The following is a 22,606-nucleotide window of genomic DNA, read 5'->3' on the forward strand; positions in this document are numbered from 1 at the left end:
GCCTGCAACTCGGCGCGCAGCCGGGCCTGGCGCCGGCGATACCGCGCCAAGCCCTTGCCCTGATGATTGTCCCCATCAGATGTGGTGGCCAGGTTCACAATCCCCCGATCCACCCCAATCCAATCGGTCGGCTCGAACTGCGGGGCCGCTTCGACCTCACACGTCGCGATCAGGAAGAACATCCCGTCGCGGTGCACCAGATCGGTTTCGCCCTTGCGGTGGGTTGCCAGGAATTTGAGCTGCCCGGGCTCGCCGGTGAAGGCGATGCCCCGGACCCGGCCCGCAGCGGTCCAGGTCGAGATGGTCCGGGCGTCCATCTGCCACGACAGGCACCGGTCATCGAACGGCTGAGCCGCATCAGCCCGGAAGCCGATGGGCTTGGAGACTGCTTTGCGGCGTCTGCGTGAATGCTCACCGCCCAGCAGACCGGCCTCGATCTGGGCGTGCAGGGTGGTGTAGGCGTCGGCGACCTTACGGATCACATGTAATGCGGGCTGCGCCGACAGGCGCCTTCAGATCCGCATAGACGAGCTTTTGCAGCTTCTGCCGGGCGAACACACCCTTCTCAAACGCGAGCGCCGACACCTCATTGGCGGCGGCGTTGCACAGGGGCAGGGTCGCCGCGAGCGCCGCCGCCTGCTCAGGCGTCGGCAGCAGCTTCACCTGCACCACCAGCTTCACAGTCAGTGACCCTACAACTGCGTACCGACATCAGCGTACAACTCCGCGAATTCAACGGCGAAACCGACCACGTCCACCTGCTCGCGTACTAGCCACCCAAGATCGCCCTGTCCTGCCTAATCAACAATCTCGAAGGTGTCCCCGCCCGCCACGTCAGGCAGGAATACCGCGCCTATCCTGCCGAAGTAACGAGCGCCGAACATCCGCTGAACAGGGGATTCGCGAGCCGCGCGGCACGCCCATCACGGCGACACGCGACGTGAATCATTTACATCGATCAACCATTGATCGTAAGTTCTCTTCAAGAGCCTGAGGAGAGCCGCATGGTCCTTCGCCACGTCCTGTCCCTCGCCACCGCAGCGCTGCTCGCCGGCGCACTCGCCGCCGGGCCCCTCGCCGCCCCCGCCGGCGCCCGTACCCGATCCGCCGGTACCCGGTCCTGCTCCGCGCCGGCGACGGCCCAGCGCCAACTGCGGGGCGTCTGGATCGCCTCCGTCACCAACATCGACTGGCCGTCCGCCCCCGGCCTGCCGGTCGCCCGTCAGCAGGCGGAGTACGTCCGCCTGCTGGACAACGCCGTCGCCCGTCACCTGAACGCGGTGTTCGTCCAGGTACGGCCGACGGCCGACGCGTTCTGGCCGTCCCCGTACGAGCCCTGGTCCCAGTGGCTGACCGGCACGCAGGGCAAGAACCCGGGGTACGACCCGCTGGCCTTCCTGGTCCGCGAGGCGCACGCGCGCGGCCTGGAGTTCCACGCGTGGTTCAACCCGTACCGGGTGTCGATGAAGGCCGACCCGAGCCTGCTGGCGCCGGACCACCCGGCCCGCCGCCACCCCGACTGGGTGCACCCGTACGGTGGCAAGCTCTACTACGACCCGGGCATCCCCGCCGTCCGCCGCTTCGTCGAACGCGCGATGCTCGACGCGGTGCGCCGTTACGACATCGACGGCGTCCACTTCGACGACTACTTCTACCCCTATCCGAGCGGGAGCGCGGACTTCCCCGACGACGCGACGTTCGCCCGGTACGGCTCCGGGTTCGCCGAGAAGGCGTCGTGGCGGCGGCACAACATCGACCTGCTCGTACGGGAGATGGACCGCCGGATCCACGCCCTCAAACCGTGGGTGAAGTTCGGGATCAGCCCGTTCGGCATCTGGCGCAACAAGACCTCCGACCCCGAGGGCTCGGACACGAACGGCACCGAGTCGTACACCGCGATCTCGGCCGACACGCGCGGCTGGGTGAGGAAGCGGTGGATCGACTACATCGCCCCGCAGATCTACTGGTACATCGGGTTCGCGATCGCCGACTACGCCAAGCTCGTCCCCTGGTGGGCCCGGCAGGTCGACGGCACGGGCGTGCAGCTCTACATCGGCCAGGCCGACTACCGCCAGGGCGCCGCCGGGCAGGCCGCGCCCTGGCAGGACCCGGCCGAGCTGTCCCGGCACCTCGCGTTCAACCGGGCGTATCCGCAGGTGGCCGGGGACATCCACTTCAGCGCCAAGGACATGGACGCCGACCGGATCGGCGCGGTGAGCCGCATGGTCGCCGACCACTACGCCCGCCCGGCGCTCGTGCCGCTGATGCCGCAGCTCGGCGGGCACGCCCCGCACCGGCCACGGCCCGCCGTCACGGGCTCCACCGTGGCCTGGCGCCCGGTGCAGGGGGCCGTGCGGTACGCGGTCTACCGATTCGACGGTTCGCCCGGCCGCTGCGCCCTCGGTGACGCGTCCCACCGGATCGCCGTGACCGGCGGAACCTCCTTCACCGACACCACCGCCGAGCCCGGGAAGGCGTACGTCTACGCGGTCACGGCCCTGGACCGGCTCTGGAACGAGAGCCCGGGAACGGAGGCGCGGCCCGCCCGCCTCACCTGAGAAAGAACGGCGCCGCCGTGACCCGGTCACGGCGGCGCGCGTCAGAGGATGCCGGTTCAGCTCGTGACCGGGACGACGTCCTCGTACTTGACGAAGTAGGCGCGGTGGCCGAACTGGATCAGGTAGTACGTCTGATCACCGTGTACGACGATGTGCTGCGCCGGGTCGTATGTCACCGCGTGGAAGTACTCGCTCTCCTCGTACCCGACCACGGCGTACTTCTGGCCCGCGCCGAAGACGTAGCCCATGGGCGACACCGTGCGGTCCGACGGAGGCGTGACGCCGGCCGGGAAGGCCGCGTCCTCCGGCTGGGCCATGCCGTACAGCGGCACGGAGTCGAGGCCCGGCTTCGGCGTCACGACGGAACCGTGGACGCCGACGGCAGTCGGCTTGCTCGCCGGGTTGTAGAACCATGCCTTCTGGCCGAGGTACCAGATCGCCGTCCAGTCGCCCTGCCGGTCGGCCAGGGCGTACGTCTGGCCGGTCGACGCGCGGGCGGAGTGGTCGTAGATGTCCATCGTCGCTGCGCCGCCGGTGGTGGGGTGGACACCGATGTCCTTCACGAGCGGCGCGTCGTCCCGGGGCTCGGTCCGCAGCATGACCGAACCACCGCCGTGCGCCGGGCAGGGATTCCCGGAGCCGGCCTTGTCACAGCCGGTGTACGGCACGACGTTCGTGTCGTAGTCCGGGCGGATCATCACGCGGGCGCCGAGGTCGGCGGAGCCGGTGAGCGGCCGTCCCATCAGGTCGAAGTAGTGGGCCCAGTCCCAGTACGGGCCCGGGTCCTGGTGCATCTGGTTGACGGTGCCCATGACCCGGGCGGGCACGTTGTCGTGTCCCAGGATGTGGGCGCGGTCCATCGGGATCGAGTACAGATCCGCGAGGTAGCGCACGAGCTCGGCGGAGCTGCGGTACATCGCCTCGGTGTACCAGGCGCCGTTGGCGACGTAGCCCTCGTGCTCGATACCGATCGACTTTGCGTTGTAGTACCAGTTGCCGGCATGGTGCCCGACGTCCTTGACCCGCACGTGCTGGGCGACATGCCCGTCGTTCGAGCGGATCGTGTAGTGCCAGCCGAGGTAGGTCGGATCCTGCACCGACTTCACCGACGAGTCGTAGGACGCCTCGGTGTCGTGGATGACGATGAAGTCGATCTTCTGCTTGGCCGGGCGGTCGGCCTTGTCGTAGTTGCCGTACTTGGTCGGGTCGTTCGGGTCGAGCTGCTGGTACGGCGCCGGGAGCCACTCACAGCCGAGGTCGGCCGGGCAGTCGGTCTCGTCGTCCGCCGCGCGCGTCCGGACGGATTTCGGGGTGGTGACCTTCGGGCTCGCGGCAAGCGTGACCTTCTGCCCGTCGTCGGTCGTGCGGGACATGCCCGAGCGGATCACCGAGAAGACCTGGTCGGCGAACCAGGTGCTCCCGCCGTACTTCGTCACGGCGGCGTACCACGCCGTGGGGTCGGCGGCGAGCGACTTGTGGAGGTCGCGCTGGTAGTGGGCGAGCAGCGCCGCGCCACCGCGGATGTTGGCGGCCGGGTCGGTGCGCAGGGTCTTCGCGTCGTCGCCGGTCAGCTTCGCGGCGTCCGGCAGCGTCTGCCGCACCTTCGCCGCGACGGTGCGGTGGGGGGTCCTGGCGGCCGCGTAGTCCTCGCCGGTCGGCTTCTCGACCGCGCCGGTGGCCGGCGTGACCTCGACGAGGTGCATCGGACCGTACCCGCCGGTGGTGCTGGGCAGGCCGCGGTTGGTGTCCCAGCGGGACTCGAGGTAGGAAACGGCGAGGAGGACGTTCTCCGGGACCTTGTACTCCTTGGCCGCCGTCGCGAACGCCTGTTGCCGTGCGGGCGGCGCCGATGCCCGCTGCTCGGCGAATGCCGGGCCGGCCCCGAGCGAGGCCAGCACGACCGCCGCCGCAGCGATACGGGGGACGAGCATTGTGCAGTCTCCTTGATCGAAATTGACCAGTGGAGACTTTCAGAGCGACCAGATGGGGTCAACAAGATCATTGCGCCGCGACCGTGGGTTAATGGGACCGTGAAAGGCCAGGTCACAGGCACTGAATAGGACTCGGGACCTAATATCGCGTTCTGTTCCGTGATCTTTGTCATCGCCTCCCCGAAACCGCCGGGAAAAGGAGAACGCCGCCGCGGTCGCCCGGGCGGGCGGTCGCGGCGGCGCTCTTCCTCGGGACTAGGCGACAGTGGAGACCGTCACGTCACCGGCCTTGACGAAATAGGCGCGGTGACCGAACTGGATCTCGTAGTACTTCGTCTGGTCCTTGACGAGGACGTGCTTGGAAACGTCGAAGTTGACGGCGTGGTAGTACTCGCCGGTCTCGCTGCCGAGCAGGGCGTACTTCTGTCCCGCGGCGACGGTGTACTTCAGCGGCTCGGCGACCCGGTCGGCCGGCGGGGTGACTCCGAGCTTGGCCGGGTAGGCCATGCCCCAGATCTGCGCCGACTTCTTGAGGGTGACGATCTTGCCCGGAGCCGCGACCGCGGTGCGGTTGGTCTTGGGGTTGTAGAACCAGGCCTTCTGCCCCAGGTACCAGATCGCGACCCACGAGCCCTTCTTCCCCGCGACCGCGTAGGTCTGGCCGGTCGACGCCCGCGCGGAGTGGTCGTAGACGCTCATCGTCGCCTTGCCGCTGCCGGGGTGCAGGCCGACGTCCTTGACCAGCGGGGCGGTCTTGCTGGGCTTGGTGCGCAGCATGATGGACGCGCCGCCGTGCGACGGGCACTTGGCGGACTGGTGGGCGGAGTCGCAGCCCGTGTACGCCACCTTGTTCTTGGCGTAGTTCGGCAGGATCATCACCCGGGACTTGACGGTGGTCGAGCCCTTGAACGGCTTGCCGAGCAGGCTGAAGTAGTGCGCCCAGTCCCAGTACGGGCCCGGGTCCTGGTGCATCTGGCTGACGGCGCTCATCGCCCGGGCGGGCACGTTGTCATGGCCGAGGATGTGCCCCCGGTCGAGCGGGACGCCGTAGGTCGCGGCCAGGTGGCGGACCAGCTTCGCCGAGGAGCGGTACATCGCCTCGGTGAACCACGTGCCCTTGGCGACGTAGCCCTCGTGCTCGATGCCGATCGACTTCGAGTTGATGTACCAGTTCCCGGCGTGCCTGGGGAGGTCCTTGACCCGCACGTGCTGGGCGATGTGCCCGTCCTTCGAGCGGATCGTGAACTGCCACGCCAGGTAGGTCGGGTCCTGCACCGACTGCACCGCCGACGCGTACGTCGACTCGGTGTCGTGGATGACGATGTAGTCGATCTTCTGCTGGGCGGGCCGGTTCGCCTTGTCGTGGTTGCCGTACTTGCTGGGGTCCTTCGGGTCCAGCTGCTTGTAGGGCGCGGGGATCCACTGGCACTTCAGGCTAGCCGGGCAGTCGGTGGCCGCCGCGGCGCTCACGTCCTTGGCGGCGGCCGGGGCCGCCTTCGGGTCGGCGGCGAGCGTGACCTTCTGGCCGTCGTCGGTGGTCCGGGTCTCGCCGGAGCGGATCACCGAGAAGACCTCGTCGGCGAACCACGAGCTCCCGCCGTAGCGGGTGACGGCGGAGTACCACTGCGCCGGGTCGGCGCCGAGCGTCTTGTGCGCGTCGCGCTGGTACTTCGCCAGCAGCGCCGCCCCGCCCGCGATGTTGGCGGCCGGGTCGGTGCGCAGCTTCGCCGCGTCGACGCCGGTCAGCTTGGCCGCCTCCGGCAGGGTCTGCGGATCCGAGGCCGCCGCGGCGGTCTTCGGCGCGGCGGCCGTGCCGTAGTCGTCACCGCCGCCCTGCTCGACCCCGCGTCCCGACGCGGCGGAGACCTGGGTGAGGTGCATCGGGCCGTACCCGCCGCTCACGCTCGGCAGGCCGTCGTTGGTGTCCCACCGCGACTCCAGGTACGACACCCCGAGCAGGACACCCTCCGGCACCTTGTACTTCTTCGCCGCGGCGGCGAAGGCCGCCTGCCGGGCCGGCGAGGACGACGACTGCAGACCCGCCGATGACGAGGACTGCTGGACATAGACGGCGCCTGCGGCGACGGCCGCCACCAGGGCGGCCCCCGCGCCGATCGCGCGACGTCGATTGGACATCTCGGTGTTCCCCCAAGATCGACTAGACCCCGGAAGACTGCCGGAGCGGTCAGATCGCGTCAACCGAAACGTCGGAATTGGCTGCGGTTTCGCTTGCAGGCCTCGGGCCGCCGGGGATCACGCATGCGGCCGCGATCCCCGGCGGCACCGGTCGTTCCGTCAGCGGACGCCGTAGGCGCGGATGACCGTCTGGTCGACCACTCCCGCGACGGCCGTGCGCAGCGACACGTAGCCGGACGACGGGTTGTGGACGGTCCCGGTCCACGCCGTGCCGTCCTTGTGCAGCGCGACGTCCTTCCACGTCACACCGTCGTCACAGGAGACCCGCAGCGTCGGGGTGCCGTCGGTGCCGTCGGGCACCACGGTGACGGCCTGGTCCGCGCCGGCCTTGCCACGGCTGCCGGAGTCCAGCGCCGTACGGTAGCGGAGCGCCGGCAGTGTCACCTTCGGGCCGTCGTCCACGGTCAGGTTCCACACGTCGTGCTGCCGGGTGGCGAGGTCCGACCGGGGAGCGGCGGAGCGCTCGGCATCGATCGTGAGCGTGTACTGCCCCGGTGCGGGCGCGGTCCAGCCCTGGGCGGTGCCCGGCTGATCGCTGGTCGCCACGACGTTCCCGGCGGCGTCGCGCAGGGTCGAGGTGCCCGTCATGTTCGCGTACGGGGCGATCTGGCTTCGCGCGTCGGCGGAGGACAGCATCGGCACGAACATGGCCGGCTCCGCGTCCGGGCCGCTGTTGGCGCTCCAGTAGATCGCGGCGGCGGCCGGGCCGAGCGGCGCCGCGCTCCATCCCCGCGTGTACGACCCGGCGCGCGGGAAGTTCACGCTGCGGCTCCGGACGTCGGTGCTGTCGAACCCGAACCCGCAGTCGCCGCCGGTGACGTCCTCGTCGGTCGACCAGTCGAGCCCCGGCGTGAAGTACTCGGTCCGTGTCGTCGGCAGCGAGCCGAGTCCCGTGAAGGGAAGGAGGACCATCCCGGTGCCCCAGTCCGCCCCCGCGTGTGATCCGCCGCAGGCCGGCCCGCCCTCCCCCGTGTACGTGGTCCGCACGGCCGCCAGCGCGCTCGTCCGGGCCCGCAGGGCCGGGTCGGCGGGAATGCCGGGCGAGGCGGCGCCGAGGTTGTACACGTAGGGACTGCCGGTCTCGGCGCCGTTCCTGGTCAGCAGCGCCTGGACGGTGTAGGTGAGCCCACCGTCGGTCCCGGTCGGCGTGATGTAGAAGTTCGTGCCTCCGTCCATCGCGACCCCCTCCGGTCCGGATCCGAGGTCCTGCATGAGCTGGACGGTGAGGTCCTTCACCCCCGCGTCGGCGCGGTCCACGGAGGCCGTGACCGGTCGGCCCTGCCGGGCGTCGAGCGTGAGGGAGGTGTCCGCGGTGATGGAGACCTTCGACCGGTAGACGAGGGTGGTCGACGTGGCGCCGCTCTTGGCGTCCGTCTTGACCCTCACCTGCACCGCGTAGTCGCCCGCGGGGATGGCGCCCTCGACATGCCCGTCGACGGGCGTTCCGTCGAACCAGTCACCTCCGCCGAACGCCATGAAGGTCACCGAGGACACGTTGGCGTCCGGCGGCGCGTTGCCGTCGCGGTCGAGGATGTCGACCTTCACGGTCGGTGTCGGGCCTGCGAACCGGCGGCTGCCGAGCGGGATCGGCTTGCGCATCGGGCGGCCGGTGACGATCTTGCTCTTGAGGTTCCGCGCCTTGCCGGCCGGCGTGGACGCGGCCGGTCGCGGTGCGGCGTGGGCCGCCTGGACCGTACCGGCGGAGAGGGCGGCCATGGCGCCGAACGCCACGGCGGCTCTGACGAGTGCCAAAAGATCTCCTTCGAGGGACCGGGACCGCCACGAGCGGCGGCCTCCGCCTCGTGCGTGTCCGGCACCTCGTCCGGCATTTCACGGCCGGACGGCGGAGCATTTTGCGCGAAATGCTCCTGTCCGGCCGGACACGTCCGAGGTGACCGCGCGCATCCGCGGGTCGGCACCGACCGAGAGGAGAGGGTCCTTGGGACCTCTCGATGAGAGAAGGCGAAGATTCGAGGAGATCTACGCCGCCTGCCATGACCCGGTCCTCGGATACGTCCTGCGCCGTACCGAGGACGGTCACGACGCCGCCGACGTCCTCGCCGAGACCTTCCTGGTCGCCTGGCGACGCATCGACGAGATCCCCGCCGGGGACCGGGCACGGCCGTGGCTGTTCGGCGTGGCGCGGCGGGTCCTTGCCAACCACCACCGCGGCGAGCGGCGGCGCACGGCCCTCGGTGACCGGCTACGGACCGAACTCGGCGACGCCGTCCGGGCCGCCGATCACCACACCGAGTCCGGGGTGATCGCGGAGGCGTTCCGCGGCCTGTCCGACGACGACCGCGAACTGCTGTCCCTGGTCGGCTGGGAAGGCCTGGACACCGGTCAGATCGCGACCGTGCTCGGCTGCTCCCGCAACGCCGTGCGCATCCGGCTGCACCGGGCGCGCAAGCGGTTCGCGCGCGAGCTGAAGAACAGGGGCGCCAACGCGGAGCCGCATCTGCGACGAGCGCGGATCGCGGAGGAAGAGCACGCATGAACCACGACAAACTGATCAGGCGGCTCGCGCCGATCACCGACGAGGAGGCCGCCCGCATGGTGAGCCCGCAGGCAAAGACCGAACTGTCCGAACAGATCACCGCCACCGCCGTTCCGGCGCGGCACCGGGCCCGGCGCCGCCGAGGGCTGGTCGTCGGCCTGCCGCTGGCCGCCGCCGCGGCCACCGCCGCGATCGCGGTCGCCGTCACCTCAGCGGGCTCCGGCGCCACGCACGCGACGCCCACGCCGTCACAGCGCCCGGGCAGCGGGCCCGTGAAGGTCCAGCTGGCGGCGCTGAGCTTCTCGACGCAGGGGAAATACCTGGTCGTCAAGGTCAACGACCCGCTCGCCGACCCGGCGCGGTACCGGAAGGAGTTCGCCGCGCACGGCATGGACATCGACCTGAAGCTGGTCCCGGTGTCTCCGTCGATCGTCGGGACGGTGGTGATGTCGGAGGGCTCGATGAAGATGATCACCGCGCGCGGGCGGTGCCACACCGGGGGCGGCGGCGCCGCCTGCCCGGTGGGCGTGAAGATCCCTCTCGGGTACAAGGAGCACGCCCAGGTCGTCTTCGGCCGTGCTGCCAGGCCCGGCGAGCAGTACTCCTCCAGCGCCCCGGTCGAGGCGCCCGGTGAGGTCATGCACGGGATGACGTACCGCGGGCGTACGGTCGCCGAGGTCGTGGCGATGCTGAAGAAGCGGCACGTCACCGTGCCGGAGTACCGGTACGAGGGCGCCGACGGCGACAACGCGCCCTACCGGAACGGCGTGCCGCCGGAGAAGGTGCAGCCGGGCTGGTTCGTGCACGATGCCAGCCCGTGGGCGCAGAACCAGGTCCTGCTGTTCGTCGGCCCGACGCGGCAGACCCACGCCCCCGCGGGTAACGGCAAGCCGCCGGCTCCGGGCTTCCCGTTTGCGACGCCGACCGCGCGATGACGTATCCCGGAGACGGGAAGACCCACGGTCCTCTTCCGGGCGCTTCCGCCGCTGACGGCGGGTGCCCCACCCGAACGTCTCGGACGCCGACGGCGGGGTGACGCGGCCCGGAGACGGGAACGCCCCGGCGGTCCTCCGCCGGGGCGTCGCCGTGCGCGCGGCTACTTGCGCTTGGTGATCTCTTCGGTGAGCTGCGGGGCCACCTGGAACAGGTCGCCCACGATCCCGTAGTCGACCAGCTCGAAGATCGGCGCCTCGGGGTCCTTGTTGATGGCGACGATCGTCTTGGAGGTCTGCATGCCGGCCCGGTGCTGGATGGCGCCGGAGATGCCGACCGCGATGTACAGCTGCGGCGACACCGTCTTGCCGGTCTGGCCCACCTGGAAGGTGTGCGGGTACCAGCCGGCGTCGGTCGCGGCGCGCGAGGCGCCGACGGCCGCGCCGAGCGAGTCGGCCAGCTCCTCGATGAGCTTGAAGTTGTCGGCGCCGCCGACGCCGCGGCCGCCGGAGACCACGATCGCGGCCTCGGTCAGCTCCGGCCGCTCGCCCTTCTCCTGCACGACCTTCTCGACGACCTTCGCGGCCTTGGCCGCGTCGGACAGCGTCACCGACACCTGCTCCTCGGCCGGGCTCGACGGCGCGGCCTCGGGAGCGGTGGAGTTCGGGCGTACCGCGATGATCGGCGTGCCCTTCGACACCTTGGCGTGCGAGACGATCGCGCCACCGAAGATCGAGTGCTCGCCGACGAACCCGTCCGCGACGTCGACGACGTCGGTGAGCACGCCCGAGTCGATCTTGACGGCGAGGCGACCCGCGATCTCCTTGCCCTCACCCGTGGCGGCCACGAGCACCGCGGCCGGCGACCTGTCCGCCACCAGCTGCGCCAGCAGCTCGGCCTTCGGGGCGACGACGTAGGAGGTCAGCTCCTCGTCGGCGGCGACGTAGACCTTGGCCGCGCCGTACTCGGCGAGCTTGTCCTTGGCGCCTTCGTAACCCGGACCGACCCACACCGCCGCGGCGTCGCCGTGCCGGCGCGCGAGCGTCAGCAGCTCGAAGGTGACCTTCTTGACCTCTCCGTCGACATGGTCGACGAGGACGAGAATCTCCGCCATTCCCCCGCCTCTCAGATGAACTTCTTGGACGCGAGGAACTCGGCGACCTTCACGCCGCCGTCGCCCTCGTCCTTGACGATCTGGCCCTTCTCGCGCGGTGGCGCGTCCGCGAAGTCGACGACCTCGGTCGAGGCTCCGGCGAGCCCGACCTTGGCGGCGTCGATCTCGGCGTCGGCGACGGCGAGCTTCTCGACCGGCTTCTTCTTCGCCGCCATGATCCCCTTGAACGAGGGGTAGCGCGGCTCATTGATCTTCTCGACGACGCTCACCACAGCGGGCAGGCTCGCCTCGACGCGGTCGAAGCCGTAGTCGGTCAGCCGCTGCGCCTTGAGGGAGGACCCGTCGACCTCCACCTTGTTGGCGAGCGTCACCTGTGGGACGCCGAGCCGCTCGGACAGCATCGCGGCCAGCATGCCCGTACGGGCGTCGGTCGACTCCGAGCCGAGGATGACGATGTCGAAGCCGATCTTCTTCAGCGTCTGGGCGAGCGCGTACGAGGTCGACAGCGCGTCCGAGCCGTGCAGCGCCTCGTCCGACAGGTGGACGGCCTTGTCGGCGCCCATGGCCAGGGCCTTGCGGATCGACTCCGACGCCTTCTCCGGGCCCATGGTGAGGACGGTCACCTCACCGCCGTGGGCCTCCTTGATCGTCAGGGCCTCCTCGACGGCGTACTCGTCGAGCTCGTTGATGACCCCGTCGGCGTTCTCACGGTCGAGGGTCTTGTCGTCGGACCGCAGCTTGCGTTCGGTCGCCGTGTCGGGGACCTGCTTCACGCAGACGACGATGTTCATATGGTGTCCGCCCTCCCTGCACACTTCATCTACGCGCTCCTCCGGCACGACGGGCGCCGTCCCTGCGGGCGACGCGGTCTGATGCGTTCGACGCCCTTAGCCTGCCAAACACCCGAAGGGGATTCGGCCTCGGGGGCGTTCCACGCATCGCCCCCGATGTTACCCACGGGTAGCGACGGTGCAAACTCCGCTCTCCCCGCTCACGGCGCCGTGAGCGGCCACCACGCCGGGAACGGGATCCCGACGGCCGCCAGCGCCAGCACCCCGGCCGCCAGAACGGCCACGACCAGCCGCGCCGCACGGCGCTCACTCGCGTAGCGGGCGCGCACGAAACCCGCCACGACCGCCAGTACGCCCAGCGGGAGCGCGAGGGCCCGTTCGCGCGGCACGACGGACCACCAGGTGACCGCCAGCACCGCGGCATAGCCGACGACCAGCGCCACGACCAGGGCGACCAGCCGGATCACCGTCTGCGCCGGGACCGCGACCAGCGCGCCGAGAGCGGCCCGCAGCCGTGCCAGCCGGCCGACCCTCGCCGCCGTCCGGCGGCGGGCGCGGGCGATGGCGTCCCAGGTGTACCCGGCGGCGCAGGCCGACAGGATCGTCGCCACGGCCAGGACCGGCAGCGCGTAGCAGGCCGCGGGAACGGCCAGCGCGAGGACCCCGCGCAGCAGCCGCCCCGGCAGCCGGCGACGCGGCTCGGCGGGCTCCTCCGCCGCGGCGCCGTCCGCCGCCGGGGCGGGGACGCCCTCGCGGGCCGGGCGGTCGGTTCCCCGCCCCTGCAGGCCACGACCGTCGCTTGCCCTGCCCTGCTGCGCGCTCTCACCCGGCGAGCACTCACCCGCCGACCGCTCGTCCGGCAGGCTGCCGCCCAGCACGCGGTCCCCTGGCGCGCGGTCTCCCGGCGACCGCTCGTCCGGCAGCCGGCCGGCCGCCGGCCCGCCGGTCCGTGTCCCGCCAGCCTGCATCCCGCCGGCCTGAATCCCGGCGCCCGGTCTCCTCGCGCCCTGCGGCCGGTCGTCCGATGGGCTTTCGCTCGGTGTCCGGGTGCGTGGTGCCGGGTCGCGCTCCGCTGGAGGCCGCCGGGGCGCGGCGGCGGGCCTCGGGCGGCCCCGGAGGGCGGCGAGCACCTCGAGAAGATCACCGGTCCCGGGGCGCGTCTGCGGATCGAGCGCCAGCGCCGCCTCCAGCGTCGCCCGCAGCTCGCCCGGCACGCCGCGCAGGTCGTGCCGCCCCCGGAGCACGCGGGAGAAGATCGCCTGCGCGGGCCCGGGACCGTACGGCGACCGGCCGGTGGCCGCGAACGCGACCGTGCCCGCCCAGGAGAAGACGTCGGCGGACGGCCCCGCCCGTTCCCCGTCGAGGATCTCCGGCGCGAGGTATCCGGGCGTGCCCATCGCCGCCCCCGTGCGCGTCAGCCGCGTCGCGTCGAGCACGTGCGCCAGGCCGAAGTCGATGACGACCGGATCACGGTCGACGAGGATCACGTTCGCCGGTTTCAGGTCCCGGTGGACGACTCCCGCCGCGTGGATCACATGCAGGGCGCGGGCCAGCCCGCGCGCCACCGTCAGCAGCGCCGCGCCGCGCAGCGGCCCCTCGGCGCGCACGCGGAGGTCGAGGTTACGGCCCTGGATGTACTCGGTGACGACGTAGGGCCGGCGCCCGGTGAAGTCGGCGTCCACGACCTCGGCGACGTACGGGCTGCGCACCCGCCGCATCGTCGAGACCTCGCGTTCGAGACGCCGGCGGGCCAGCGCGTCGCGGGCGACCGCCGGGTGCAGGATCTTGACGGCGACCGTGCGGCGGTCCGGGGTCAGCGCGAGGTGCACCTCGCCCATGCCTCCGACACCGATCTCCTCCAGGAGCCGGTACGGGCCGAGACTCTCGCGCAGGGACGTCATGGGGGGGATTCCGCGGTGGACGGGCTACCGCATGATCGTAAATGTCGGCCCGGCGGGCCCGCCGTCACGACACGCGCTGCTGGATCGAGTCCTGGAAGCGGGACAGCTCCTGGGCGATGGAGTTCTCCAGCTCGTACATGGGGGCGAAGGTCGGCTTCAGCACGATGGCGGCGGCCAGGACGGCGAGCGTCACGACGCACAGCACCGCTCCGACCACCGCGATCCGGCGCGGCCCGTACGCCAGCGCGATGAACACCTGGACCAGGTGACGGCGCGGCGCCCGGATGCCCGGCGCGGCCAGCAGGACGTACGCCGCGGCCCCGGCGCCCCAGGCCGCCCCCACCAGCGGAGCGACCTGAACGTCGATCGCCGACGTGGCCATGATCGCCATCGGCACGGCGACCGCGAACACCGCCGCGTACGGCACGGTGAGGAGCGTCCCGGCGAAGCCGCGGGCGAGGTCGAGCGGTGCGGTCAGCGGGCCGACCACGAGCCGCAACAGGCTGCCCCGGTGCCGCCGCGCGTGCACCTGCCCGGCACGAAGGTACGACGCGAACGCCAGCGCCAGCAGCAGCCCGAAGAACGGCATGATGACGCTGAACCCGAAGACGATCGCGACGACGAGGTACGCGAAGAGCCGTGACCAGCCCTCGACGACGGCGTCGACGGTCTCGTCGGCCGCGAGCGGCCGCTCAGAGACAGCCCCGGAGGTGTCATCCCACGTCATCGGTGCGCGGCGCGGCCCCGGCCACCGGGCCGGAGGAACGCCGTTCCCTCCTCGGAATGTCGCTGTGGTCCCCGCATCGGGCGGACGTGAAAGGCAACGCCACACTACCGCGCCGCGCCGGTACGCCCGGCGCGATGCGCCGCGGAGTGGGCGCATTTTCTCACCGCACGTGCCCGCCAGGTGCGTTTGCCGGACGGTACGGCTACGGCGTGTCACCGGACGCGCCCTAGCGGCTCACCAGCTCGCTGATCCGGTGGGTGAGCTGGACGAGGATGTCCGCGCGGTCGCCGATCGGCCACCACCGCGGCCGGAACGCCCAGCCCGCCGCGAGTGCCAGCGCCGCGGCCACGGCCAGGGACAGGCCCGTGAGGGCGGCGTGGCGCCGGCTCTGGGCCACCGCCGACAGCAGGCGGACCAGCTGACGGCGCGGCGCCATGACGCCGGGTCCCGCCAGCGCCACCCAGGCGAACGCCGCCGCGCTCCACCGGGTGACGGCGTCGGGCCACTGCTCCTTGTGGACGGCGGTCCAGACGATCAGTGCCAGGCCCGCCACCGTGGCGGCCAGGGTGGAGTACAGCAGGGCGGGGACCAGCGCCCAGGTCGACCGGCCCAGGGAGCCGGGTACGCGGAAGGGCACGATGACGAGGTCCTCGGCTCCGCGCACCGGCACCCGCCGGGAGCGGACGGCGATGTCCCCCGCCCGCAGGTACCAGATGGCCGCCACCACCGCCGGCAGGCCGACGACGGGCGCCACGGCGCAGGCCGCCACGGCCATGACGATCGCCAGGTAGGCGATCAGCTTGTACCAGCCCAGGGCCACGCGCGGAGGCGTCGCCGGACCGGGCGGTGGGCTCGGCGGGACCCCGGCGGCGGATCCGGTGTGCCGCGACGCCGTCCCGGCGCCCGCAGGCGTGCCCGGCCCTGAGCCAGTGCCCGGTCCTGAAGCCGTACCGGTGCCTGAGGCCGTGCCCGGTCCCGAGGCCGTGCCGGCGGGGCTCGGCGGCGTTCCCGCGGCGGCGGGATGCGGCACCCCGGTGGAGGCCGGCGGCGCGACGGCCGGGCCGAGGGCGGTGGGGGCGATCGTCGGCGGCGCGCCGAGGTCGAGGGCGCGGACCCGGTCGACGAGCTGCGCCGCCGAGGGCCGGTCCTCCGGGTCGCGGGAGAGCCCCGCCCGAAGCAGGGACTCGAGGGACGGCGGCACGCCGGTCAGGTCGGGGTTGCCGGACAGGATGCGGGCCACCACCGCCTCGAGGGATCCGCCGCCGAACGGCGCCCGTCCGGTGGCGGCGAACGCGACGGTCCCCGCCCACCCATAGACGTCCACGGCGGGGCCGGGCGGCTTGCCGTCGATGACCTCCGGGCCGAGGTAGCCGGGCGTGCCGACGACCATGCCGGTCTGGGTGAGCCGGGTGGCGTCCATCGCGTGCGCGATGCCGAAGTCGATGACGACGGGCGCACCGTCGACCATCATGACGTTGTTCGGCTTGAGGTCCCGGTGCACGATGCCGGCCTCGTGGATGGCGGTCAGCGCCTCGGCGAGGCCGACCGCCACGCGTGCCAGCGGGCCGCCGGACAGCGGCCCGGCCGCCCGGACGACGCCGTCGAGCGGGTGGCCGTCGATGAACCGGGTGACGATGTAGGGGCGTTCGGCGGCGACGTCCGCGTCGAGGACCTCGGCGACGTACGGGCTGCGCACCCGCCGCATCGTGTCGACCTCGCGGGCGAGCCGCCGCCGGAAGGTGGCGTCCTCGGCGTACTCCGCCCGCACCACCTTCACGGCCACCTCGCGGCCGGCGTCGTCGACGCCCCGGTGGACCACGCCCATGCCGCCTTCGCCGAGGGTCGCCACCAGGCGGTACGGGCCCACCTTCTGCACCTCGGCGTCCTCCACTGGCATTCGGATCTTTTCCTTGTCGGGGTGTCTCCGCTCAGCCGCCGAGCAGGCCGCGGATGCCGGACCGCAGGCCGCTCAGGCTGTGGGTGAGCGACCGGGAGTCGAACGGCCGCAGGTCCGGCGCCTGGCCGAGCGAGAACGACACGAGCAGGAAGACGAGGAAGCCGATGACGGCCAGGGCGACCAGGGCCTGCGACCTCCTCGGGAGGACCGCCCCCCAGACGCGGGCGAGCTGACGGCGCGCGGGCTCACTGCCCGGCCCGAGGCACTGGACGATCACGAACGCGGCCGTGGCGAGCGCCACCGCCCGGGGGATCGTCAGCCCGGTCTTCGCGGCGAGGCCGATCAGCAGCACGACGACGGCGGCAATGATCGCCAGCGGGCTGACCAGCAGCATGCCCAGCGCCGCCCGGACCGCCGAGAACGGCGACTTGACGATCACCGCGGCCAGGTCACCCGACCGCGGTCCGCGCCGCGTTCGCTTGGACGTGAGCTCCTGAGCGCCACGGTCGGCGGTCCGCAGACCCAGCAGGACGAGCAGCACGACGATCAACGCGATGGCGGGCGTCACGACGGACAGCCCCACCGCTCCGACGAGGAGCAGCAGGCTCAGGAAACGGTAGATGCCGTACGGCTTCGGCTCGTCGGGCCGCGGCTCTTTCGGAGGGCGCTGCTGGTACCGCGCCGGCGGCTGCTGCTGCCCGGGCGCCCCGTACGGGGACCGGGCGTACGGCTGCTGCGGCGGAGGAGGCGGCGGCGCCGGCGGCAGCTGCCCCCTGAAGTCGCGCGGGTTGGCCGGTCGCGCCGGTGGCGGGGCCGAGACGGCGGTGAGCCGCTTGGTCTGGGTCGACGGCGGGTCGACCAGGGTGCTGTTGACGTCGATCCGCTGGGTGAGCCCCACGAGGGCGTGCGCGGTCGGCCGCTCGGCGGGGTTGCGCGCCATGGCCGCGCGGACGAGCGGCAGCAGCGGCTCCGGAACGCCGTCCAGGTCCGGCCGCCCCTCCATGATCTTGTAGAAGATCGACTCGAACGTGCCGCCGCCGAACGGCGCCCGCCCGGTCGCGGCGAAGGCGAGCGTGCCCGCCCAGGCGTGCACGTCCGCCGACGCGCCGGCGTCCTCCCCCTCGATGATCTCCGGGGCGAGGTAGCCGGGGGTGCCGATGACGAGCCCGGTCGCGGTCAGCCGGGTCGCGTCGACGCCCTGCGCGATGCCGAAGTCGATGACGACCGGCTCACCGTTCTCCAGGAACATGACGTTGCCCGGCTTGAGGTCCCGGTGGACGATGCCGGCGTCGTGGATGGCGGCCAGCGCGGAGGCCAGCCCCGTCGCCAGCCGCTGGAGCCTGTCCCCGCGCAGCGGCCCGTCGTCGCGCACGCTCTGCTCCAGCGTGCGGCCGGGGACGAACTGCGTGACGACATAGGGCGGCTCGGCCGTGACGTCCGCGTCCACGATCTCCGCGACGTGCGGGCTGTGCACCCGGCGCATGGAGTCGACCTCGCGCGCCAGGCGGCGCAGCGCCGTCTGGTCCGTCGCCACCCCGGGCCGCAGAACCTTCACAGCGACCTTGCGGCCCATGGGGTCGGCCGCCAGGTGCACGACCCCCATCCCGCCTTCCCCGATCTTCTCGAGCAGGCGGTATCGGCCGATACTCTCCCCGGACGTCTCTACCCCCTCCATAGATCCGTCACGATACCTGGGCATGTGTTCCCTCATGGGATTCCGGCGGAACCCGTCAGGCCGCCGAGACCGGCCGCCTCTCGGTGAGGCGGTCCACCAGCCACGACGCGGCGGGCCGCGCGGCGGGGTCGCGGACCAGGGCCTGGCGCAGCAGCGGCAGCAGGCGCTCCGGAACGCCGTCCAGGTCGGCGGCGCCCCGCAGCACCCGGAAGCAGATCCCGTGCAGCGACCCGGCGCCGAACGGCGGGCGGCCCGTCGCCGCGAACGCGACCGTCGCGGCCCAGGAGAACACGTCGGACGCCTCGCTGCAGAGACCGCCGTCGATCAGCTCCGGCGCGACGTAGCCCGGCGTCCCGGTCAGCACGCCCGGCTGCGTGACCTGCTCGGCCCCCGTCTCCTGCGCGATCCCGAAGTCGATGATCTTCGGGATCCCGCCCACGACCATGACGTTGCCCGGCTTGAGGTCCCGGTGCAGTACACCGGCCCCGTGCACCGCGGCCAGCCCCTGCGCGAACCGGCCGGCGAAGCCCCACAGCGCGTCCTCCCACAGCGGCCCGTACATCGTCACGAGATCCCGCAGGGGCACGCCCGCGACGTACTCCGTGACCAGGTAGGGACGTTCACCGTCCAGACAGGCGTCGAACGCCTCGGCGACGTACGGGCTGCGCACCCGGGCCATCGTGCGGGCCTCGCGCCGCAGGCGGCGGCGCACGGTCGGATCGTGCGCGACCTCCCGGCGCGGCTCCTTCACCGCGACCGTCCGCCCGAAGCGGTCCATGGCGCGGTACACCACGGACGTGGCCCCCTCACCGACCTGCTCCAGCAGCTCGTACGAGCCCAGCGGCGCTAGTCCCGACGCGTTCATGCCGGTTTTGACGCCGGTCGCGGTGCGAAGGTTCCAAGCCGCGCAGATCAACCCGGCGAAAGACGGGTCGGCGGCGCCCGAGAATACGATCCGACCCCCGCCGGAGGGCCGCCGTTCAGCCGCCGGTCACCCTCCCCTCACGAACACGCACAAACGTATGTCGGTTAGTGCGGATTCGGCCGCCGCTCGGCGAGCGGGGCGTGAATGATCGGGGTGATGGTGCGGTGATGGTGATGGTGCGGTGATACGGCGTCCGGTCACATGGCTGATCGCCGTGGCCGTGCTCCTCGCGGCGGTCGAGTTCGCCCTGGTCGTACGCCACGGCGACGTCGGCTGGGACGAGGCCCTGTACATCAGCCAGGTCAGCCCGAGGCTCCCGGCGGCCTTCTTCAGCGCGCCGCGGGCACGCGGCATCACCTATCTGATCGCGCCGGTCGTCTGGCTGACCGCGTCGGTCACGGTGCTGCGCGCGTACCTCGCGGTCATCGGCGCCACCGCGGTCGTGCTCGCCTACTGGCCCTGGCTGGCGCTGACATCGCGCCGGGCGGTCGTCCCGCTGGCGGCCCTGCTCTTCAGCGGGCTCTGGATCACCGCCTACTACGTGTCGGAGGTCATCCCGAACTTCTGGGTCGCCGTCGCGGGAGTCGCCCTGGTCGGATGGTTCGTCCGCTACGCCGTCGCGGGCGGGCGGACCGCTCTCCTCGGGGTGGTCGCCGCGGCGGCCGTCGTGACGCTCATGCGGCCGGGGGACGCGGCGTGGATCGCGCTGCCCCTGCCGATCGCGGCGGTACTGGTCCGCCGGTGGCGACGCCGAGCTCTGATCGTCGCCCTCGTGGGAGGGCTCGCGCTCGGCGCCGCGCAGTGGATCGTCGAGGCGTACCTGCGATACGGCGGGCCTCTGGAACGCCTGAGGGCGTCCAGCGCCATCGAGGGCGGCATCGCCTGGCATCCACGGGGTGTGCTGTACGAGCTGTACGCCGTGAACGGGCCGCTGCTCTGCCGTCCCTGCGGGGGCGGCGTCCAGCGCCCGGCGCTGACCCTGTGGTGGCTCGCGGTTCCCCTGCTCGTCGTCGGCGGGCTGATCCTGGCGGCCCGGGCCCGCGAGGTCGTGCCGGCCGCGGTCGCCGCCGCCTGCGGTGTCTCCGCGTCGGTGCCGTACCTGCTGCTCCTCGGGTACGCGGCGCCGCGGTTCCTGCTGCCCGTCTACGCGCTGCTGGCGTTGCCCGTCGCGGAGTGCCTGGTCAGGCTGCCCGCCGCCGTTCCGCGGCTGCGAACGCCACTGGCCGTGCTGGTCTCGATGGTCGTCCTCGCGCAGGTCGGTTCGCAGGTGCTGCTCCTGTCGCAGGAGACACGTGACAACGCGGTCGAGCGCCTCTCGTACGTCCGCGGTGCGACGGCGCTGAGGCACCTGGGGTTGCGCCGTCCCTGCCTGCTCGGGGGGCCGCGCGCGGTGCCGGTCGCCTTCTACCTCGGCTGCGGGACCGAGGCGACGAGCGGGGTCCTGAAGTCGACGACCGCGGCCCGCTTCCTCGCTCTCGCCCGCCGGGAGCCCACCGGCATTCTGTCCCACGGCACGCCGCCGCCCCGGTACGCCGCCTCCTGGGTCGCACATCCCCTGTCGAGACTCGGCTCCGGCTGGGTGGTCTACCTTCCGCCCTGGTTCTCGGTCAGCGGGCGAGGCCCTCGATGACCTCGCTCTGCTCGATCCCCGCGAGCGCCGCCCCGGGGACGACCAGCTTGGAACGCCGCACGCCGCTGCCGACGACCACGTACGGGGTGTCGACGACGGCCTGATCGACGAGCACCGGCCAGTCGGCGGGCAGGCCGAATGGCGTGATCCCGCCGTACTCCATGCCGGCCTCGGTCACGGCCTGATCCTGCGGCGCGAACGACGCCTTCCGCGCGTCGAGGTGGCGCCGGACGACACCGTTCACGTCGGCGCGGGTGGTGGCGAGCACGACGCAGGCGGCGAGCCGTACGTCACCGCCCCGCTTGGCCGCGACGATCACGCAGTTGGCCGACGTCTCGAGCGGAGTGCCGTACCGCTCGCAGAACGCGGCGGTGTCGGCCAGCTCCGGGTCGATCTCCGTGACCTGGAAGGCGTCCTCGCCCTTCCACCCGCGGATCGCCTCGGCGACCGGAGGCGCGAGCAGATCGGTACGGTCGAGGGCGGGCTCGAGCGACAGTCCCCACATGCGACGCAACCCTACCGACGGTCAGCCGTAGTGCTGCCCGGTGCAGCCGACGCTGCCGCCGATCGTGGCCATGATGCCGAGGACGCCGACGATCTCGGCGTAGTCGTCGGTGGTGAACTCCACCGACCGGGGTCCGGCCCGCTTGATGCCGGGGATCATCGCGCAGGACTCCGCCATCGCCGTGGACGCCCAGTCGATGCCCAGCGTGTACGGGGACGGCACGACGTACGGCCGGCGCCGGCCCAGGTCGCCCAGCGCCCGTACGGCCGCCTCGCGGATCAGTGCCTGGGCGCGGACGGGCGGCAGGAGCTGCGCGGAGTAGCGGTCGATGCCCTTCTTCACCGCGACCGTCTCGACGTCGCCGAGCACCTCGCGGGCCTCCGCGCAGGCCGCCTCGTCGCCCGCGACGAGCGCGACCGGCACGCCCATCGATCCGGCCAGCCCGGCGATCAGCCGGATCTCGCCGCACACCTCGCCGTTGAGGTAGAGGTTCTGGATCTCATAGCCCATCCACGTGTGGTTGAGCACGCCGTGCGGCACGCCGGCGCGGGCGTGGTAGCCGACGAACATCGCCGCGTCGTGGGCGGTGTCGAGCCCCTGCCCCATGCGCAGCGGACGGTACGGGCCGCGGATCAGCGAGCACCGCTCGTCGATGAGGTCGGCCCGGAGGTTCTTCGTGCTGCCGTGCGAGTCCGTGACGATGACGTCGTCGGCACCCGCGTCGAACGCCCCGGCCACCGCGGCGTTCGCGTCGGCGGTCATCAGCTCGCAGCCGCGTTCGTACCCGCGCCCGCCGGCCCGCATCTCATCCGGATCGGTGAGCCCGGACACGCCCTCCATGTCGACCGAGACGAACACCCGCACTGACGACCTCCTCCGCGAGACAGCGTCTCGACCGTACCCCGCCGGCGTCCGGCGGCGAACGGTCAGCCGCCCGCGATCAGGCGGCGCAGTGCCTCGGCGGCGCGGGCGTCGGCCTCGGCCTGGGCCATGAGCCCCTCGGTGAGGGTGCGCACCCAGACGTCGAGCGTCACCTGGCCGCGGGACAGGACCACGCCGCGCACCTCGTGGTGGATCTCGGCGACCGGCGGGCCGTCTCCCGCGGTCAGGGACAGCGTGCGCTCCCCCAGCCGTACGACGATCCGGCGGGGGTGGCCGTCGCGGCCGCGCAGCCGGTCGCCGAGGCTGCGCTCGTGCTCCACGGTCACGCATCCGGGCGGCAGCGCGTCGGCGAGCGTTCCGGTGAGCACGCGGGCGTACGTCGCGACGTCGGCGGTGTCGCGGCGCAGCGCGGCGGCGACCATGTCGAACTCCATGGTCATCAGT

General features: G+C 72.2%; 18 protein-coding genes and 1 pseudogene. 4 read left to right on the forward strand and 15 right to left on the reverse strand.

Features of this window, described 5'->3' with window-relative positions:
* Positions 1–482 (reverse strand): annotated as a pseudogene (locus tag ABEA24_RS41825) (RNA-guided endonuclease TnpB family protein); the annotation flags it as partial.
* Positions 472–681: a hypothetical protein gene (locus ABEA24_RS41830; RefSeq protein ID WP_345439132.1), complete on the reverse strand. Its 210-nt coding sequence runs from the start codon at positions 679–681 to the stop codon at positions 472–474. The pseudogene ABEA24_RS41825 and the gene ABEA24_RS41830, both read right to left, overlap by 11 nt.
* A gap of 323 nt (positions 682–1,004) precedes the next feature.
* Here ABEA24_RS41830 and ABEA24_RS41835 point away from each other — a divergent pair, with 323 nt between their 5' ends.
* A complete protein-coding gene (locus ABEA24_RS41835) occupies positions 1,005–2,558 on the forward strand; it encodes a glycoside hydrolase family 10-like protein (RefSeq protein WP_345439134.1) in 1,554 nt (517 codons plus the stop codon).
* 56 nt (positions 2,559–2,614) lie between these two features.
* Here the strand turns inward: ABEA24_RS41835 and ABEA24_RS41840 are convergent, their stop codons facing one another.
* From ABEA24_RS41840 to ABEA24_RS41850, 3 genes are all read right to left on the reverse strand, one after another.
* Positions 2,615–4,489, reverse strand: a complete 1,875-nt coding sequence (locus ABEA24_RS41840) for an N-acetylmuramoyl-L-alanine amidase (RefSeq protein WP_345439136.1) — start codon at positions 4,487–4,489, stop codon at positions 2,615–2,617.
* Positions 4,490–4,744: 255 nt separating this feature from the next.
* Positions 4,745–6,625 carry an N-acetylmuramoyl-L-alanine amidase gene (locus ABEA24_RS41845; protein ID WP_345439138.1) on the reverse strand — a complete coding sequence of 627 codons (1,881 nt, stop codon included), beginning with the start codon at positions 6,623–6,625 and terminating at the stop codon, positions 4,745–4,747.
* Between the two features lie 159 nt (positions 6,626–6,784).
* Positions 6,785–8,437 (reverse strand): flagellar hook assembly protein FlgD, encoded by a 1,653-nt coding sequence (locus ABEA24_RS41850; protein WP_345439141.1) that lies wholly within the window; start codon positions 8,435–8,437, stop codon positions 6,785–6,787.
* A gap of 187 nt (positions 8,438–8,624) precedes the next feature.
* On the opposite strand from ABEA24_RS41850, the gene ABEA24_RS41855 reads away from it, so the two are divergent.
* On the forward strand, positions 8,625–9,182 hold the full coding sequence (locus ABEA24_RS41855) for an RNA polymerase sigma factor (RefSeq protein ID WP_345439143.1): 558 nt from the start codon (positions 8,625–8,627) through the stop codon (positions 9,180–9,182).
* Positions 9,179–10,117 (forward strand): hypothetical protein, encoded by a 939-nt coding sequence (locus ABEA24_RS41860; RefSeq protein ID WP_345439145.1) that lies wholly within the window; start codon positions 9,179–9,181, stop codon positions 10,115–10,117. The genes ABEA24_RS41855 and ABEA24_RS41860 overlap by 4 nt, the downstream gene beginning before the upstream one ends.
* Before the next feature lie 161 nt (positions 10,118–10,278).
* Here ABEA24_RS41860 and ABEA24_RS41865 read toward each other — a convergent pair whose 3' ends face one another.
* The 7 genes from ABEA24_RS41865 to ABEA24_RS41895 all read right to left on the reverse strand — a co-directional run bounded on the left by ABEA24_RS41865 (position 10,279) and on the right by ABEA24_RS41895 (position 19,085).
* Positions 10,279–11,229 (reverse strand): electron transfer flavoprotein subunit alpha/FixB family protein, encoded by a 951-nt coding sequence (locus ABEA24_RS41865; RefSeq protein ID WP_345439147.1) that lies wholly within the window; start codon positions 11,227–11,229, stop codon positions 10,279–10,281.
* Between the two features lie 11 nt (positions 11,230–11,240).
* On the reverse strand, positions 11,241–12,020 hold the full coding sequence (locus ABEA24_RS41870) for an electron transfer flavoprotein subunit beta/FixA family protein (protein WP_345439149.1): 780 nt from the start codon (positions 12,018–12,020) through the stop codon (positions 11,241–11,243).
* Between the two features lie 200 nt (positions 12,021–12,220).
* Positions 12,221–13,921: a serine/threonine protein kinase gene (locus ABEA24_RS41875; RefSeq protein WP_345439151.1), complete on the reverse strand. Its 1,701-nt coding sequence runs from the start codon at positions 13,919–13,921 to the stop codon at positions 12,221–12,223.
* A 64-nt stretch (positions 13,922–13,985) separates the two neighbouring features.
* On the reverse strand, positions 13,986–14,648 hold the full coding sequence (locus ABEA24_RS41880) for a hypothetical protein (protein ID WP_345439153.1): 663 nt from the start codon (positions 14,646–14,648) through the stop codon (positions 13,986–13,988).
* A gap of 226 nt (positions 14,649–14,874) precedes the next feature.
* Positions 14,875–16,545, reverse strand: coding sequence for a serine/threonine-protein kinase (locus ABEA24_RS41885; RefSeq protein ID WP_345439155.1), 1,671 nt, complete (start codon positions 16,543–16,545; stop codon positions 14,875–14,877).
* Positions 16,546–16,576: 31 nt separating this feature from the next.
* Complete coding sequence (locus tag ABEA24_RS41890; RefSeq protein ID WP_345439157.1) at positions 16,577–18,220, reverse strand: serine/threonine-protein kinase; 1,644 nt, start codon at positions 18,218–18,220, stop codon at positions 16,577–16,579.
* 55 nt (positions 18,221–18,275) lie between these two features.
* Entirely contained in the window at positions 18,276–19,085 is an 810-nt protein-coding gene (locus ABEA24_RS41895) for a serine/threonine-protein kinase (protein WP_345439159.1), read from the reverse strand.
* 241 nt (positions 19,086–19,326) lie between these two features.
* Here ABEA24_RS41895 and ABEA24_RS41900 point away from each other — a divergent pair, with 241 nt between their 5' ends.
* A complete protein-coding gene (locus tag ABEA24_RS41900; protein WP_345439161.1) occupies positions 19,327–20,775 on the forward strand; it encodes a hypothetical protein in 1,449 nt (482 codons plus the stop codon).
* On the opposite strand, the gene ABEA24_RS41905 is transcribed toward ABEA24_RS41900, so the two are convergent.
* The 3 genes from ABEA24_RS41905 to ABEA24_RS41915 form a co-directional block, all read right to left on the reverse strand.
* On the reverse strand, positions 20,753–21,280 hold the full coding sequence (locus ABEA24_RS41905; protein WP_345439163.1) for a YbaK/EbsC family protein: 528 nt from the start codon (positions 21,278–21,280) through the stop codon (positions 20,753–20,755). The genes ABEA24_RS41900 and ABEA24_RS41905 overlap by 23 nt on opposite strands.
* Before the next feature lie 21 nt (positions 21,281–21,301).
* Positions 21,302–22,144, reverse strand: a complete 843-nt coding sequence (locus ABEA24_RS41910) for a M55 family metallopeptidase (RefSeq protein ID WP_345439165.1) — start codon at positions 22,142–22,144, stop codon at positions 21,302–21,304.
* 62 nt (positions 22,145–22,206) lie between these two features.
* Positions 22,207–22,602, reverse strand: a complete 396-nt coding sequence (locus tag ABEA24_RS41915) for a hypothetical protein (protein WP_345439167.1) — start codon at positions 22,600–22,602, stop codon at positions 22,207–22,209.
* Between the last annotated feature and the right edge of the window lie 4 nt (positions 22,603–22,606).

The organism is Actinoallomurus vinaceus, assembly GCF_039542055.1.
Lineage (GTDB): Bacteria > Actinomycetota > Actinomycetes > Streptosporangiales > Streptosporangiaceae > Actinoallomurus > Actinoallomurus vinaceus.